Source organism: Archangium lipolyticum (genome assembly GCF_024623785.1).
GTDB lineage: Bacteria > Myxococcota > Myxococcia > Myxococcales > Myxococcaceae > Archangium > Archangium lipolyticum.
Genome location: NZ_JANKBZ010000001.1, coordinates 396,952 through 414,411, shown reverse-complemented (window position 1 = coordinate 414,411; position 17,460 = coordinate 396,952). Strand labels below are relative to the sequence as shown.

Genomic DNA, 17,460 nt, shown 5'->3' with positions numbered 1-17,460 from the left:
TCAGGCGTCTGCCTCGGCATCGGGCGGGAGACCCTTGTCGAGGCCGTACTTGGCGATCTTCAAGATAAGGTTGGAACGGCTGATGCCAAGCTCGCGTGCCAGGCGGCTCTTGTTGTTCCCGGTGCGCAACAGTCCCTGGTGGATCATCTCGCGCTCCAGCGTCTCCACCGCCTCGTGCAGCCTGCCCGTGGCACGGGCGGTGAGGAAGGACGAGCCTCCGGGTGTCACCGCGTCGCGGATGCGGCTGGAGATGAGCTCGGCTGGCAGCAACTCCAGGTCGCCGCCGAGCACCAGCAACCGTTCGATTTCGTTCTCCAGCTCGCGCACGTTGCCCGGCCATGCGTAGGTGCCGAGCAGGGCCATGGCGTCGGAGGACAGGCCCCGGGCGCGCTGGCCCTCACGGTGGTGCTTGCGCAGGAAGTGGTCCACCAGCAGGGGCAGATCGTCCCGGCGCTCGCGCAGTGGGGGCAGGTGCACCCGGATGACGTTGATGCGGTAGTAGAGGTCCTCGCGGAACTCGCCGCGCTTGACCATCTCGCCCAGATCCTTGTGCGTGGCGGCGATGACGCGCACGTCCACCTCCCGCGAGTGGGTGCCACCCACGGGCAGGAAGGTGCCCTCCTGAAGCACGCGCAGCAGCTTCACCTGGAGCGCGGGGGACATGTCACCCACCTCGTCGAGGAAGAAGGTGCCGCCGTCGGCGACCTCGAAGAGGCCCTTCTTGTCGCGCATGGCGCCGGTGAAGGCGCCGCGCATGTGGCCGAAGAGGGCGCTTTCAAGGAGGTTGTCGTTGAAGGCCGAGCAGTTCTGCACCACGAAGGGGCCCTGCCGCCGGGGGCCGTTGTAGTGGATGGCGCGCGCCACCAGCTCCTTGCCCGTGCCCGACTCGCCGTTGATGAGGACGGTGGCCTCCGAGTTGGACACCTTCTCGAGCAGCTTGAAGATCTCCTGCATCGCGCCGGAGCGGCCGATGATGTCCTCGAAGCGGTAGTTCTCGCCGGTGCCCTGCGAGAGCGCCTGGATGGAGCGATCCTCCTTGCGGGCGCGCTCGGCCTCGTAGGCGGCGATCTCGCTGGCGCCGTACTCGAGCAGGTCCGAGAGCTTCTCCAGGTTGGCGTCGCCCAGCACGGGCAGGCGCTCCACCGCGCGCTCCACGTCCGGTGCTCCCGGCTGCAGCTCGCGCACGCGCGCCTTGAGCAGCTCCAGGTCCCTCCCCGTGGGCGGCTCGCGCAAGAAGCCCTCCACGAACAGGAAACCCTGGTACTCGTCATGGATGTAGAGGGGCGCGCCCACCAGGCTGAACTGGAGGTGGCACGCGTGGACGAGCGCGCGGCGCAGGCGCCGGTTCGCCCGGAACTGCTCGTGGAGCTGGCGCACCGACTGGTTGCAGCGCCGCAGGCCCTCCCGCGAGGTGAGCGAGAGCCGGCAGCACGCGTTGGGGGTCGGGGGAATATCTCCGCCCTTCTGCCATTCCAGCACCACCCCGTTGCGGTCCACGAGGTGCAACTCCGCACGCCACCACTTGCGAATGACTTCTCGCAGCATGATGATGGTGTGCAGGTTCTGGTGCCTCTCCATGTCCATCTGCCGGGCCCTGGGGATGTTCAACGGGGGGGTGAACCTTGAAACATACTGAGGTATCTGGACTCTAGCTGCTCGGCGTTTCTCCGTGGAGGAGTGTTCGCACACCACCCGCTCGTGACTACCTCTCCTCACACCCATGGCGGGCATGACCATGACCATGACCACGCGCACGACGAAGCGCACGGGGGGCATGGACATGGCAAACCCGCGAAACGTCTGCCGCCTTCCAGGACGGAGGAGCGGAGGAAGGATCGCAACCGGCTGCTCTTCGCCCTGGCGCTGACGGGCACCATCGCGGTGGCCGAGGCGGTGGGCGGCTACATCACCAACTCCCTGGCCCTCATGTCCGATGCGGGCCATATGTTCACGGACATCAGCGCGCTGGGGCTGAGCCTGCTGGCGCTGTGGTTCTCGAGCAAGCCGGCGGATCAGAAGAAGACGTACGGGTACTACCGGATGGAGATCCTCAGCGCGCTGCTCAACGGCGTGCTGCTGTTGGGGATCACCGTCGTCATCCTGGTGGAGGCCTGGGAGCGCTTCCGCTCGCCGGCCGAGGTGCGGCTGGGGCCCATGGCGGTGGTGGCGCTGATCGGCCTGTTGTCCAACCTGGGGGCGCTGGCCTTCCTGCACAACACGCACTCGATGAACGTGCGCGGGGCCTTCCTGCACGTGCTGGGTGATGCGCTCTCCAGCGTGGGCGTGCTGGTGGGCGCCGGGGTGATGTGGCTGACGGGCTGGTACGTGGTGGACCCGCTCATCTCCGTGCTCATCTCGGTGGTGATCGTGGTGGGCTCATTGCGGCTGGTGCGCGACGCGGTGGACGTGCTGCTCGAGGCGGTGCCCGCGCACGTGGACATGTCGGTGGTGAAGGAGCTGCTGCTCAAGGTGCAGGGGGTGCGCGACGTGCACGACCTGCATGCGTGGACCATCGCCAGTGGCATCTACGCGCTCTCGGCGCACCTGGTGGTGGCGGATCCGATGGTGTGCAACAACGATGAGATCCTCACCGCGGTGAAGCACGCGCTCTTCGAGCGGTTCGGGATCGATCACATCACCATCCAGATCGAGAGTGAGTCCTTCGCCCATCTGGGCGAGGTTCACTGAAGCCGTCTCTCAGGAATCCGCGTCTCCTCGCGATGCGAGCTCATCAGACGCGCTTGCGAGCCCTGAAGACGTTGCAGACGACCCGGCGCACCTTCTTCGCTCCCGTGGCGAGGGCCAGGACGCGCGAGAGCTGCTCGAGCGCCTGGTTGGCACCCAAACGATCACGCTCCGTCGCGAACGCCATGAAGAGGTGGATCGTGCCGAGCGAGGGATCCTCGAAGACGGACATGCTCTCGAAGCCGGGGTAGTCGGCCAGTCCCTCCAGGGCGGGTTCCCTGGCGACGGCATCCACGCGCGAGAACTCCCGTGGATCCGCTCCTTCGAAGATGATCACTTCGGCGGACTTCATGTCCGGCTCTCTTAACATGGCTGGCCACGTGCTGAACAACACCACGTGGCGCGCCGTCCCCCTGCTTCAGGTACAACCTCCGACATCCCTGGAGATGGCACCCCTGGGGGAGGGGTGGAGGGGCCCCCGGCCGAGGGCCCCTCCCTTCATCACAGGCTCACGGCGTGATGGAGATGACCGCGCTGGCCCGGGTGTTGTTGTCCTCGAAGAACTCGGTCCGGGAGTCGTCCGGATCGGCCGCGGCGCCCAGGTACCAGGCTCCCGTGTAGGGGGCCGAGGCCTGGACCCCCAGCGACAGCGTCTGGCATTGGCCCGGGTTGAGGAAGGCGCTCGGGACGGTCCCCAGGGGTTGCTCCGGGGAGGGACCGTAGGGCGTGCGCGGGGTAATGACCGCATCGGGGGACAGGTACAGCTCCACCACCGTGCTGGCCCCCTGCGTGCCCTGGTTGCACACCTTCACCGAGGCCGTGAACTGCTGGCTCAGCCGGAGGCGCGTGGGCGCCGCCACCGTGGACACCACGAAGTCCGGCCTCTCGCCGATGCCGATGCGGCTGCCCACCCGGATGTTGTTGTCCTCGATGAACTCGAGGCGGTTGTTCATCGGGTCCACCGCCGCGCCCAGGTAGTACGCGCCATCCATTGGCACCGAGGCCTGGGCGGGAATGGACAGCGTCTGGCATTGGCCCGGCGCGATGGACTGGGTCCACGTGCCGCCCACGGGCCTGTCGCCGATCGGGGAGTAGGGCGTGCGCGGGTTGATGATCGCATCGGAGGACAGGTACAGCTCCACCTCCGTGCTGGACTCATACGTGCCCTGGTTGCACACCGTCACGGAGACGTTGATGGAGTTGCCATTCCGCGCGCTCGCGGGGCCCTTCACCGTGGACACCACGAAGTCAGGCCTCTCGCCGATGCCGATGCGGCTGTCCACCCGGGTGTTGTTGTCCTCGATGAACTCGGGACGGTTGTTCATCGGGTCCACCGCCGCGCCCAGGTAGTACGCGCCATCCATCGGCACCGAGGCCTGGATGGGGATGGTCAGCGTCTGGCATTGCCCTGGGTAGAGGTTGTCGGTGGGCATGCCGCCCACGGGCCTGTCGCCAGAAGGCCAGTAGGGCGTGCGCGGGGTGATGACGTCGTCCGGGGACAGGTACAGCTCCACCTCCGTGCTGGACTCATACGTGCCCTGGTTGCACACCGTCACCGAGATGTCGATGGAGTCCCCCTGGAGCGCGCTCGTGGGGCCCGTCACCTCGGACACCACGAAGTCAGGCCTCTCGCCGATGCCGATGCGGCTGCCCACCCGGGTGTTGTTGTCCTCGATGAACTCGGGACGGTTGTTCATCGGGTCCACCACCGCGCCCAGGTAGTACGGGCCTTCCATCGGCACCCAGGGCGACACGGGGATGAACAGCGTCTGGCACTCTCCCGGGGCGAGGTAATCGGTGTGATCACCGCCCACGGGCATGTCGACGGGAGGGGAGTAGGGCGTGCGCGGGGTGAGGATGTCGTCGGAGGACAGGTACAGCTCCACCTCCGTGCTGGACTCCTGCGTGCCCTGGTTGCACACCGTCACCGAGGCGGTGAAGGAATCCCACGGCAGCGAGCTCGCGGGACCCGTCACCTCGGACACCACGAAGTCCGGCCTCTCACCGAGGCCGATGCGGCCGCCCACCCGGGTGTTGTTGTCCTCGAAGAACTCGGGACGGTTGTCCATCGGGTCCACCACCGCTCCCAGGTAGTACGTGCCATCCGTTGGCAACGAGGCCGACACGGGAATGGACAGCACCTGGCATTGCCCCGGGAAGAGGTATTGGGTGGACTCGCCGCCCACGAACCTGTCGACGGGAGGAGAGTAGGGCGTGCGCGGGGTGAGGATGTCGTCGGAGGACAGGTACAGCTCCACCTCCGTGCTGGACTCCTGCGTGCCCTGGTTGCACACCGTCACCGAGGCGGTGAAGGAGTCCCACCTCCGGGTGCTCGTGGGGCCTGTCACCTCGGACACCACGAAGTCCGGCTTGTTTCCAAAGCCGATGCGGCTGCCCACCCGGATGTTGTTGTCCTCGATGAGCTCGAGACGGTTGTTCATCGGGTCCACCACCGCGCCCAGGTAGTACACGCCGTCCGTTGGCACCGAGGTCTGGATGGGGATGGACAGTGTCTGGCATTGCCCCGGAACGAGGTAGTCGGTGTAATCGCCGCCCACGGGCATGTCGCCCGGAGGGGAGTGGGGCGTGCGCGGGGAGAGGCTGGCGTCGGAGGACAGGTACAGCTCCACCTCCGTGCTGGCCTCCTGCGTGCCCTGGTTGCACACCGTCACCGAGGTGGTGAAGGAGCCCCACGGCTGGGTGCTCGGGGGGGCGGTGATCGCGGACACCACGAAGTCCGGCTTGTCACCAATGCCGATGCGGCTACCCACCCGGGTGTTGTTGTCCTCGATGAACTCGGGACGGTTGTTCATCGGGTCCACCACCGCGCCCAGGTAGTACGTGCCATCCGTTGGCAACGAGGCCGACACGGGAATGGACAGCACCCGGCACTGCCCCGGGAAGAGGTCGCCGGTGTACTCGCCGCCCACGAACCTGTCGCCGGGAGGAGAGGAGGGGGTCCGCGGGGAGAGGATGTCGTCGGAGGACAGGTACAGCTCCACCTCCGTGTAATCGATCCGGGTGCCCTGGTTGCACACCGTCACCGATGCAGTGAAGGAGTCCCACCGCCGTGCGCTCGGGGGGGCTGTGACCGCCGTCACCACGAAGTCCGGCTTGTCACCCATGCCGATGCGGTCACCCGCCCGGGTGTTGTTGTCCTCGAAGAGCTCGGTGCGCTGGCTGTCCGGGTCGGCCACGGCGCCCAGGTACCAGGTGCCATCAGAAGAAGTCGAGGTCTCCAGCGACAGCGTCTGGCACTGACCCGGGTAGAGGTCGCCGGTGGACACGCGCCCCAGGGGCTGGTCGTCGGACGGAGTGGGGGGCACCGGCGGGGTGATGACCGCGTCGGAGGACAGGTACAGCTCCACCTCCGTGTAATCGGTCTGGGTGCCCTGGTTGCACACGGTCACCGAAGTGGTGAAGGGCTCCCACGTCCGTGTGCTCGCGGGACCCTTGACCGCCGTCACCACGAAGTCCGCCGCGTCACCGATGCCGATGCGGCCGCTCACCCCGGTGTTGTTGTCCTCGAAGAGCTCGGTGCGCTGGCTGTCCGGGTCGGCCACGGCGCCCAGGTACCAGACGCCGTTCGACGGAGTCGAGATAGGGCCCGGCAGCGACAGCGTCTGGCACTGCTCCGGATGGAGGTAGCCGGTGGACACGCGCCCCAGGGGCAGGTCGCCGGACGGAGGGGGGGTCTCCTGGGGGGTGATGACCGTGTCGGAGGACAGGTACAGCTCCACGTCCGTGCTGTCGGGCCTGGTGCCCTGGTTGCACACCGTCACCGAAGCGGTGAAGGACTGCCCCGACCTCGCACTGGCCGGGCCGTTCACCGCCTTCACCACGAAGTCCGCCTCGTCACCGATGCCGATGCGGTTGCCCACCCGGTTGTTGTTGTCCTCGAGGGTCTCGGGACGCTGGTTGTCCGGATCGGCCACGGCGCCCAGGTACCAGGCGCCATGCGAGGGCGCCATGGCATGGACCTCCTGTGACAGCGTCTGGCATTGGCCCGGCTGGAGGTAGTCGGTGACCACGCGCCCCAGGGGCATGTCGTCGGACGGAGCGGGGGGCACCGGCGGGGTGATGACCGCGTCGGAGGACAGGTACAGTTCCACCTCCGTGCTATCGGGCTGGGTGCCCTGGTTGCACACCGTCACCGAAGCGATGATGGGCTGCCCCAGCCTCGCACTGGCCGGGCCGCTCACCACCGTCACCACGAAGTCCGGACCCGACTCCAGGGCCTGGCCCGCGACTCCCCGGGCCTCGTCCTGCTGCGCCCCCGGCTTTCCGCATGCCGTGGCCATCAACGCCAGCGCTCCGATGACGGCGCTGGCTCTTGCCGCTCTTCTCATGAATGACCCCCTCAAATGGTCGCTCGATGAATCCTGGTGAATTCGAGCTTTCACAGGATTGCCGACACCCATTTGAGAGAGCAAGGAGAATTGCCGGAATTTTGCGCCCCGGGTGAATCCAGCTCGGGGCGCGGATCGACGGGGTCAGTCCTCCAGAGGGAGCCGCCAGAGCTCGCTGCCATGGAGGCTGTCCGTGGCGACGAAGAAGACGGAGGAGCCCACGCGGGTGAAGCCGTGGGGGTACGAGGAGGAACTGGAGGCGATGTCCTGCACCAGGCGCGTGCCCGCGGCCGTCCCATCCGTCACCCAGGGCTCCAGGCCCTCCGCGTCGCTCGTGTTGCTGTAGAGGATGCGGTCATCCAGGGCGTAGAGCCCGGTGGTGAATTCATCCGACCTGCTCAGGGGCCGGGACAGCATCCGGGTGCCCGCGGCCGTTCCATCCGTCACCCAGAGTTGCACGTCCCGGGGACTGGGGCCTGGCGAGGAGAGGGCCTGGCCGAAGAAGAGCTTGCCGCCCGCGCGGGTGGCGGTGGTGATGTAGGGAAGCGCGTCGGGCTGCTGGGCATAGGTATTGGGCAGGGTCGTGACGAGCCGCTCCTGGACGGCGCCGGCGCCGTCCAGCTCCAGCGAGTACAGGCGCATGAGCTGATCCGACGGGTCGGCGAGCGCGAGGAACAGCTGGTTGTCCGTGCTTCCCGGCAGGAGGGTGGCGGTGGGGCCCTGCGGGTCGGCGGCGATCTCCCGGACGCGCGTCGTGCCGGCCTCGGTGCCATCCGTGCGCCACAGCTCGCGGCCCTGGGAGGGCGTCGAGGTGAGGAAGAAGACCGACGTGCCCAGGGCCTGGGGTTGAGTCGGGTAGGAGTGGGCGGTGCCGGGTTGGATGTCCTTGACGAGCACCGTGCCGGCGCCGGTGCCATCCGTCTTCCACAGCTCGGTGCCATGGGCCGGGTCCGTGAAGGAGAAGAAGAGCGTGTTGCCCACGCGCACCCGCGAGAAGCTCAGGGACGAGTCGTTCCCCATGTCGCGCACGAGCACCGTGCCGGCCTCGGTGCCATCGCTCTTCCACAGCTCGGTGCGTCCGGACGACGTCGCGGGATCGGCACGGAAGCAGAAGAAGAGCAGGGAGCCATTCAGGGGCGTGAGCGCATAGGGAGACGCGCTCGCCGCGCCCGGCGCGATGTCCTTCACCTGTCGCGTGCCGCCCGGGGTGCCGTCGCTGACCCACAACTCCTGGCCATGGGCCGTGTCACCCGAAGCGAAGAAGAGCTGCTGGCCCAGGGGCGTCAGCTCCTTCACGCCGGTGTCCTGGAACGCGGGGAAGTCCTTCACCTGCACGGTGCCCGCCGCGGTCCCATCGCTCGTCCACAAGCCGGTCCGCCCGTCCTCGAAGAAGGCCCCGAAGAAGAGCCGGCCCTGGAAATCCACCAGGAGCCCCGGACCGAATCCGGTCCAGGGAGAAGCGCTCGAGGGCGGGAAGAGGTCCTTGACGAGGTGGGCCGTTCCCAGTGTTGGAGCGCCCGGGGGCGTGGCGGGTGCCGGCGGTGGAGTGGGAGCGGGAGGCGCCCCGGTCCGCTCTCCGTCTCCCCCAGAGGGAGCGCTCTCGGGGGGAAGCTCGTTCTCCTGGCCGCTGTCACCGCTTCCACCCGTACCGGTCTCGGCTCCACCGCAGCCCACCACCAGCGAGCAGAGCAGTACCACGCCTCGCCATGAACCCATTCCTCTACCTCGCATGCCTGGAGTTGAGACATGAGGGTGAGGAGAGGGATTGAATCCGTCCAGTGTCCGCCAGCGAGAAATTCCTGCTCACATTCCCGTCGTAGTGGGGGGATTCACTCGTCGTTGACGGGTGAAGACTTCACGCAGGAATACAATGTGTCCTCCTGGACAGGCTGGAGCGCAACGGGCCCCGGCGGTGATGCCGGGGCCCATGCTCGGCCGCTGGGGGGCCAATCTCAGGCGGGAGGACTTGTCACTTCAAGGGAGCAGCCGGATGTCGTCGAGGTAGAGGGTCCCCTGGTCCGCGCCCGACTGATCCTGGATGTAGATCTCCCGGAGCGAGCCCGAGCTCACGCCCAGCACGCTGAACGGGACGGAGATCCGCTGCCAGGTGCCCGGCTGGATGGCCTGGCCCAGCGCCTCGTCCAGGCGGATCTCCCCGAGCAGGCCGGAGTCGCCGTTGAACACCAGCCGCGCGATCTGCCCGCCGGAGGTGCCGCCGTGCACCCACAGCTCGATGGACTTGTACCGGCTCAGGTCGATGGGGCTGTCGCCGTGGAAGAAGAGGGCCGACCACTGGTCCAGCTCGACGGAGATGGACGACGTGCCCGAGTGGACGATGGAGCGCTGATCCAGGTCGTGCACCGCCCAGCTCCAATCCCGGAACCCGGCGCCGAGCACATCCTCGTAGAGGGCGAAGGGCGGGTTCTGCGGGGGCGGGGTGCTGGAGCGGAGCAGCCGGATGTCGTCGAGGTAGAGGGTGCCCTGGCTGCCGCCGGTATCGTCCTGGATGTAGATGTCGCGCACGGTGCCGGAGCCCAGTCCCACGGAGGCGAGCGGGATGACGACGCGCTGCCAGGTGCCCGCCAGGATGGGGTGACCCAGCACCGTGTCGAGCCGCGCCGAGCCGATGTACTGGGAGCCGTCATAGAACGCCAGCCGCACGCCCTGGCCGCCGCTGGTGCCACCGTTCACCCACAGCTCGATGGCCTGATACTGGGTCGCATCGAGTCCCGAGGTGTGGTGGAAGTAGAGGGCATTCCAGCCACCGAGCTGGACGGACATGGACGCCAGCCCGTTGTGCACCACGGTGCGCTCATCGAGGTTGTGCGTGGCCCAGCTCCAGTCCGTGAAGCCATTGCCCATGCCGTCGTCATAGACGGGCGTGTCACCCACGGGATCTTCCGTGCGCCCCTCGGTGAGCGCCACGCCCTCGGAGATGGAGACGGTGCGCAGGTTCTTGGCCTGGATGTAGTCGAGGATCTGGGAGAACTGGGTGATGTTGATCTCCGTCGGCTGGGTGGGCGTGCCGGCCACGAACTGGTGGAAGGTGAGGATGACCCAGCTCTTGTCGGCGGCGGCCCTGTCGAGCCACGTGCGCACGTCGTCCAGGGTGACGCTGGTATTCACGTCATAGGCCCGGAGCTGGAGGATGTTGGTGTCCCGGAAGTTCTGACCACCGTTCACCGTGCGGTGGCTGCCGTAGTACTGCTTGACGGAGGCCAGCACGCTGTCGTTGTACGCCCCGTAGGGGGTGGAGAAGGCCGGCACCGACGCCAGACCGAACTGCGACTTCAGCCACGCTTGCGAGCCGCTCAGCTCGGACTGCACCTGCGCCGGGGTCAGGGTGGTGAGATCCGAGTGGGTCATCGTGTGGGAGCCGATCTCGTTGCCCTCGGCGATGACGGTCTGGACCTGGGGCACCGTCATGAAGCCCGTCCACCCGTTGCGGATGCCCTCGGTGACGAGGAAGTAGGTGGCGCGGATGCCGTGCTGGTTCAGCACCGGGCGCGCCGCCGTGTACTGCGAGGGCCACCCGTCATCCAGCGTGATGCTCACCATTCCTTCCTGGAAGGGAGTCGCGGCCTGGGTGGGAACCGCCACCAGCGCCAGGCCCAGTACCGCCAGACTCCGCATGAAATCCTTCACGACATTTGATCTGCCCATGGGTTTCCCCTCTGTTGATGCAGGAGGTCTTTCCCGGACCTCCTCGTCATCAGGGAGACAATGACACGGCGGGAATCCCGTTGCTTCTGGAATTTTGAAGGCATGCTGGGCGCCAGAATGTCATCCACGAGACGGAGAGGGCGCGGACCGCTCTCCGCCGGCCGCCGCGACGAGGCTCTCCTCCGCGCGGGCGAACATGTCCTTCGCGAGCCGCTCGCTGAAACCGACCAGGAAGCACACCGCCATGGAGAGGTACAGCTCCGATTCCGGATTCGCCGGCTTGAGGGGCAGCAGCCCTGATTTCATCAGGGTGAAGCAGAAGATCGCGCTGTACATGCCGATCACCGGCTTGAAGAACCCCAACATCACCATGGAGGTGCGGCTGGCCCCCCGCTGCTTCTCGAGCTCCGCGAGCCGCATGAGGATGCTCACCACGCTGCCCATGGCGCCGCACAGGCCCACCAGCAACAGCATGCGGACGGGGAGGCCGAAGAGCAGGGTGCTCTCGCTGGTCAGCACCTGGTGCACGAAGGCGGCTGCTCCGTGGGAGACGAGCAGCAGCAGCCCCAGCCCGAGCACCACCTGGGTGGCGGGCGAGTCCGATCGCAGCAGGGGGAGCGGGCGCAGCGGGTAGACCTGGTCCGCGAGCGCGGAGGTGACGCGCAGGCGGATGCCCCGCACGAACGCGAGGTTGGGCTGTTCCGACAGCAGCGCCGTGAGGCCCAGATCGATGGAGTGGACGGCCGTGGGGCCGAGGATCTGTGCGGCCTTGTCGCGCAGCGTCAAAAGGCTGGCGAGCTCCTTCTGGACGTCCTTGCTGAGCGGCTGGGCGAGCCGCTGGCCGAGTTGCTCGGACAGCCGCGCGGGGAGCGGTGAGACGGTCACCTCCGTGAGCACCTCTGTCGGAGCGGGCTCGGCGGCGGGTGCCAGCGTCGCGGTCTCGGCGCTTCTCACCACCGGCGCGGGGGGGCGCGTGGCCAGCGCGAGGGTCGGCGCCGGGGCCGGTGCGGGGACCACGGAGTCCTGCCGGGGGGGAAGCGCCGTGCTCCGCGGCGGGCCGGCGAGCTGCTGCCGCAGCAGCTCGAGGGTGGCCGGGTCGAAGCCCGAGGTGGGGGGCAGTTGATGCTGGCTCTGGAACCGGTTCAGGGCCGCCTTCGTGTGCGCTCCGAAGACGCCGTCCACGGTGCCCGGATCGAAGCCCAGGAACGAGAGTAGGAGCTGACCCTCGCGCACGCTCAAGTCCGGCAAGGGGTGGGTGGACAGGTGCTGATAGGCCGCCGCCAGCTTCTTGTCGTACTGGTTCTTCGCGTAGCCCGAGCCGTTGTAGCCGCGGGCGAACGCGGCCCAGTCATGATCGCGCAGGGCCCGGTCCAGACCATTGTGCTGGATGAACGCCACCATGGCCGCGAGCTGCTCGTCCTCGGAGGCCATCATGCGGCTGACGAGCTGCTCGACGGAGCCGTAGCCCAGGTCTGTGGCGTGGTACCCCATCACCTGGCCGAGACCCCACGAGGCGCTCTCGAGCGCGGCCTGCTCGTCGAGCGCCAGGGCCCGATCGAGCCGCTCGTACTCCGAGGCTCCCCAGCGATAGCCCCCTGCCTGGGGGTTGCTGATGTCGGGGGCCTGCGCGTCGTAGCGGCCCTTCGTCCTGCGGCTGAAGACGTGGCGCTCGAAGAGGATGGCGGGCCGGCGGTCCGCGAAGAAGCCACAGCCCCGGGTCTCGATCTGGAGCACGGCCCAGAGCTCGGCGGGGTGGACGGAGAGCTTGTCGGCGCAGGCCTGGATGCCCTGAGCGGTGAGGGGAGTGGCTGCTCCGGTGAACCGGGTCACGTCTGGATGTCCCATGGGTCGTCGCCTCTTTTTCCATGGGACACGTGAGGGGGGTGGATCGGGCAAGGCGGTGCTTCCTGGTGAACGACGTCCTGACCCGCTGCTGGTCCCGCGAGGTTCGTCGTTCTAGATCCGTGCCCGCACCGACCCGAGGTGGGCTCGAGAGCCGTTGACAAGGAGGGTGACGATGCACTACCGCCGTTTCGGCCGTACCGGCTGGCAGGTTTCGCAGATAGCGCTGGGGGCCTGGCAGCTGGGCGCGGATTGGGGCACGGTGACCGAGGACGAGGCGCTGGCGACGGTCCGCGCGGCGCTCGATCGCGGCATCAACTTTATCGACACGGCGGATGTCTACGGAGATGGGCGTAGCGAGCAGTTGGTGGCTCGGGCGGTGAAGGCCCATGGCCGCGAGCGCGTCTACATCGCCACCAAGGCGGGACGCCGCCTGAACCCCCACGTTGCCGAGGGGTATGACGCCACCCACCTGACGGGCTTCGTCGAACGCTCGTTGCGCAATCTCGGCACGGACCGGATCGACCTGCTGCAACTTCACTGTCCACCGAGCGCGGTCTACAGCCAGGACACGACGTTCGCCGCACTCGATGATCTGGTGCGCCAGGGCAAGCTGCGCCACTGGGGCGTCAGCGTGGAGACGGTGGAGGAGGCCCGGCGGGCGCTGGACCATGCCAACCTGACGAGCATCCAGATCATCTTCAACATCTTCCGGCAGAAGCCGGCCGAGGCGTTGTTCGCCGAGACGGTGGCGCGTGACGTGGCGGTGATTGCCCGCGTGCCGCTCGCGAGCGGACTGTTGACGGGGAAGTTGCGCCGGGACACCCGCTTCGCCGCCGACGACCACCGCAATTACAATCGTCAAGGCGAGGCCTTCGACGTGGGAGAGACCTTCTCCGGAGTGCCGTATGAGGTTGGCCTGGAGGCGGTCGAGGAGCTGCGTTCCCTGGTGCCTGACGGTGCGAGCATGGCGCAGTTCGCCTTGCGGTGGATCCTGATGCAGGAGGCGGTGAGCTGCGTCATCCCCGGAGCCAGGAACCCGGCCCAGGCCGAGTCCAATGCCGCCGCGGCGGAGCTGCCACCTCTATCCGAACAGACCCTGGCGACGGTGCGCTCGGTGTACGACCGGCGCATCCGGTCGTTGGTGCATGAGCGTTGGTGAGACATTGCATTCCATCATGTCCAGCACGTATATGGCATCCAATCCAGATCTCGATTTGAAAGAAATGCTCCTCGTTCTGAATCCCTTCATCGAGAATCAAGCAGAGGGAACGAAAGAGAGGGAGGCATGGACTCCGAGCGCGTGAAGATCGCTGGTAAGGGCTTCATGGCCGTTGAAGTGTCAGGAAAGCTGAGGCTCATGGTGGCGCCTCTCCCGGAAGAATTGGAAACAGATGAGGAATGGAAGGAGGATCCCGAGTAGGAAGAGGTGAGCCGGAAATCTTCCGACTCTTGTTTCGTGCCCTGGCCGCCGCGCGCGTCTGCTACAGTCGGCTCTCCCGCTGATCTTGAAACAGGCTTCGAGGGGGGAGAGATGCGTCGGGTTTTCGGGTGGATGTTGGTGGTTGCCCTCTGCTGTGCGGCAGGAGGGGAGGCCAGTGAAGAGAAGCCGGATGCACGGCTCGCGGAGGCTCAGGCCGCCTTCGACGAGGCGATAACCCTCAGGAAGTCAGGTGGATACGCCGAGGCTCTTCCCCGGGCCGAGCGTGCGCTCGCGCTCAGACAGGCTGTGCTCGGAGACTCGCATCCCGATGTCGCCAGCTGTCTGGCCCTGATGGGGACTCTCTACTCGCGGCAAGGAGCGTTCGCCCAGGCCGAGCCCTTGTTTCAACGCGCGCTCTCCATCCAGGAGGCGGGCCTTGGCAAGAGCCACCCCGACGTCGCCCGAACGCTCAACGGTCTCGCCGTCCTCTACGATGAGCAGGGGCTGTACGGTCAGGCCGAGCCGTTGCTGCAGCGCGCGCTGTCCATCCGGGAGGAGGTCCTCGGCAAGAACCACCCCGAGGTCGCCCTGACGCTCAACAGCCTCGCCGTCCTCTATTTCAAACAAGGATTGTTCGGCCAGGCCGAGCCGTTGCTGCAACGCGTGCTGGCCATCCGGGAGGAGGCTCTCGGCAAGAACCACCCCGAGGTCGCCCAGGCGCTCAGCAGTCTGGCCGCGCTCCATGCGCAGCAGGGGTCGTATGGTCAGGCTGAGTCATTGCTGCAACGCGCGCTCACCATCCAGGAGGCCGCTCCTGGCAACGATCCCGCCATCGGCAATACGCTCAACAACCTCGCCACCCTCTCCATGGATCAGGGGTCGTACGACCGGGCCGAGCCTCTCTACCAGCGCGCGCTCGCCATCCTGGAGGCAGCCTTCGGCAAGAAGCATCCCGCGGTCGCCCAGGTGCTCAACAACCTCGCCACCGTCTACGCGTACCAGGGGTTGTACAGCCAGGCCGAGCCGTTGCTGCAACGCGCGCTGGCCATCCGGGAAGAGGTCCTCGGCAAGGGCCATCCCGATGTCGCCCAGACGCTCTACAACCTCGCCAATCTCTACGAGAACCAGGGATTGTACGGCCGGGCCGAGCCCTTGCTGAACCGCGCACTGGCCATCCAGGAAGAAGTCCTCGGAAAGGGCCACCCCGCCGTTGCCATGGCGCTCAACAACCTCGCCATCCTCTACTGGCGCCAGGGGTCGCACGGCCAGACCGAGCCCTTGTTGCAACGTGCACTGGGCATCTGGGAGAAGGCGCTCGGCGAGAACCACCCCGACGTCGCCCGGGCGCTCGTGAACCTCGCCATCCTCTACGAGAGCCAGGGGTCGTATGCCCGGGCCGAGTCCCTCAACCAGCGCGCACTCACCATCTGGCAGGCCGCCTACGGCAAGAAACACCCCTTTCTCGCGAGCGCGCTGCTCAGTCTCGCCAACCTGGCCATGGCGCAGGGGCTCCACGGCCGGGCCACGACCCTCTATCAGCGCGCACTCTCCATCTGGGAGGAAACCCTGGGCAAGGACCACCCCGATGTCGCCCTGGCTCTCAGCGGCCTGGCTCAACTCCGCCTGACCCAGCATCGCCTCGCCGACGCCCTGCCTCTCTACACACGGGCCTTCTCCATTTCCGAGCTGCGCCTGCGCCGGGAGGCGCTCGACTTCTCCGAGTCGCGCCTGGCCAGCTTCCTCCACTATCTGCGCGCGGATGAGCAGGCTCTCTACTCCTTGCTGCGTGAGCACCCGAAGGACGCTCGTGTGCGGCGTCTGGCCCTCGGTGCCGTGCTCCTGCTCAAGGGCCGCTCCGTCGAGGAGACGGCCAACATCTCTCGTACCCTCTACCGCCGCCTGGGGGCGGGGGACCGTGAAACCTTCGAGCGGTTGCGCGGCCTGCGCACCCAGCTGGCGGACCTCTCGCTCTCGGGCATCGGGACGCTCTCTCCGGAAGCCTACCAACAGCGGCTCAAGACGCTGGCCGGCGAGGGGGACGCGCTCGAAGCGGACCTGGCCAGACGTTCCGCGCCCCTGCGCGCGCTCACCACCCTGCCAACCCCCGCCGAGATCGTCGATCGGGTCGCCGCCTCCCTTCCCAGGGACGGCGCCCTCGTCGAGTTCATCGCCTACAGGGGGAGAGAGCTTGTCCCCAGACCCGGTACGACTCATCCAGCGGCCCCCGAGCAGCTGCGCTACCTGGCGTTGGTGCTCCTGCCCGATGGCTCGACCCGCGCCGTGGACCTCGGAGCGGCCGGGCCCATCGACCTCGCCGCCTCGCGTCTGCGCAATGCCCTGGCCAACCGCGATGCCACCTTCCAAGCCGAGGCCGAGTCGCTCTACCACCTCGCCTTCAAGCCCCTGCGGCCCCTGCTGGGCACCACCCGCCGCCTCTTCCTGTCTCCCGACGGACAGCTGGGTCTCGTCCCCTTCGACGCTCTCCACGATGGCCGTGGATTCCTCCTGGACTCCTTCGACTTCGTCTACCTCACCTCCGGCAGGGAGCTGCTGCCTCGCGCTCAGGACATCTCTCCCGCGTCCTCCGTGTCCGTGTTCGCCGACCCGGACTTCACCGCCGCTCCTCGTGCCACGTCCTCCACCCCCGCCAACATCTCCTCGCGGGCCGCTCCCTCCGACTCCCTGGAGCGCTTCTTCTCCACCACGCGTGGGAACCTCGTCAGCAGTGCGTGGGTGCCCCTGCCGGGCACGCGTCAGGAGGCCGAGAACATCCAGCGCCTGTTGCCCCAGGCCCAGCTCTTCCTTGGCCCCGATGCCACCAAGGATCGGCTGCTCTCCCTTTCACCCCCGGGCATCCTCCACCTGGCCACTCACGGCTTCTTCCTCGAGGATGCTCCCGCTCCTCCTGCGGGCTCCCGCGCCGTGGGCCACTTCGGTGTCCTCGGAGAGGGCCCCCTCACGCCGCGTCCGGAGGATCCACTGCTGCGCTCCGGTCTGGCCCTCGCGGGCGCACGCGCCTCCGCGCCTGACGCCTCCACGTCTTCCGCCCCCCGGCCCGAAGCCGCCCTCGTCACGGCCCTGGAGCTGGCCGGGCTCGATCTCTGGGGGACACAGCTCGTGGTCCTCTCCGCCTGCGACACCGGCCGAGGCGATGTCCGCCTGGGTCAAGGCGTCTACGGTCTGCGCCGTGCCCTGGTGGTGACCGGGGCCGAGACGGTGGTCATGAGCCTGTGGAAGGTGAACGACGACTCCACGCGCCTGTTGATGGAGGCCTACTACCAAAACCTGTTGGCTGGTCAGGGCCGGGCCTCCGCCCTGCGCGAGGCCATGCGCTCGTTCCGGGCTTCCCGGCCCCATCCACACTACTGGGCCCCCTTCATCGCCCTGGGGAGTGATGCCCCCCTGCGGGCCATCGCCCCCATCGCGACCGAGCCGCCGACGCCATGAGGCGCCTCGCGCACGACGCCATCGCGCGGTCGTGACGGGCTGGACTACAGC

Annotated in this window: 10 protein-coding genes; 4 read left to right on the top strand and 6 right to left on the bottom strand. The window is 67.6% G+C overall.

Annotated elements, in window-relative coordinates; genetic code table 11:
• Positions 1–1,584 (bottom strand): sigma 54-interacting transcriptional regulator, encoded by a 1,584-nt coding sequence (locus tag NR810_RS01380; protein WP_257447740.1) that lies wholly within the window; start codon positions 1,582–1,584, stop codon positions 1–3.
• Between the two features lie 114 nt (positions 1,585–1,698).
• Here NR810_RS01380 and NR810_RS01375 point away from each other — a divergent pair, with 114 nt between their 5' ends.
• Positions 1,699–2,688 (top strand): cation diffusion facilitator family transporter, encoded by a 990-nt coding sequence (locus NR810_RS01375; protein ID WP_257446551.1) that lies wholly within the window; start codon positions 1,699–1,701, stop codon positions 2,686–2,688.
• A gap of 43 nt (positions 2,689–2,731) precedes the next feature.
• On the opposite strand, the gene NR810_RS01370 is transcribed toward NR810_RS01375, so the two are convergent.
• From NR810_RS01370 to NR810_RS01350, 5 genes are all read right to left on the bottom strand, one after another.
• On the bottom strand, positions 2,732–3,037 hold the full coding sequence (locus NR810_RS01370) for a hypothetical protein (RefSeq protein WP_257446548.1): 306 nt from the start codon (positions 3,035–3,037) through the stop codon (positions 2,732–2,734).
• A 157-nt stretch (positions 3,038–3,194) separates the two neighbouring features.
• Positions 3,195–7,034, bottom strand: coding sequence for a CARDB domain-containing protein (locus NR810_RS01365; RefSeq protein ID WP_257446546.1), 3,840 nt, complete (start codon positions 7,032–7,034; stop codon positions 3,195–3,197).
• Positions 7,035–7,178: 144 nt separating this feature from the next.
• A complete protein-coding gene (locus NR810_RS01360; RefSeq protein WP_257446543.1) occupies positions 7,179–8,750 on the bottom strand; it encodes an ELWxxDGT repeat protein in 1,572 nt (523 codons plus the stop codon).
• A 258-nt stretch (positions 8,751–9,008) separates the two neighbouring features.
• Positions 9,009–10,697 (bottom strand): polysaccharide deacetylase family protein, encoded by a 1,689-nt coding sequence (locus tag NR810_RS01355; protein ID WP_257446540.1) that lies wholly within the window; start codon positions 10,695–10,697, stop codon positions 9,009–9,011.
• Between the two features lie 120 nt (positions 10,698–10,817).
• A complete protein-coding gene (locus NR810_RS01350; protein WP_257446537.1) occupies positions 10,818–12,542 on the bottom strand; it encodes an N-acetylmuramidase domain-containing protein in 1,725 nt (574 codons plus the stop codon).
• 172 nt (positions 12,543–12,714) lie between these two features.
• Between NR810_RS01350 and NR810_RS01345 the strand changes: the two genes are divergently transcribed.
• The 3 genes from NR810_RS01345 (at position 12,715) to NR810_RS01335 (ending at position 17,409) form a co-directional block, all read left to right on the top strand.
• Entirely contained in the window at positions 12,715–13,701 is a 987-nt protein-coding gene (locus tag NR810_RS01345; protein ID WP_257446535.1) for an aldo/keto reductase, read from the top strand.
• 126 nt (positions 13,702–13,827) lie between these two features.
• Entirely contained in the window at positions 13,828–13,962 is a 135-nt protein-coding gene (locus NR810_RS01340; protein WP_257446532.1) for a hypothetical protein, read from the top strand.
• Between the two features lie 111 nt (positions 13,963–14,073).
• Complete coding sequence (locus NR810_RS01335; protein ID WP_257446529.1) at positions 14,074–17,409, top strand: CHAT domain-containing protein; 3,336 nt, start codon at positions 14,074–14,076, stop codon at positions 17,407–17,409.
• The last annotated feature ends 51 nt before the right edge of the window (positions 17,410–17,460 follow it).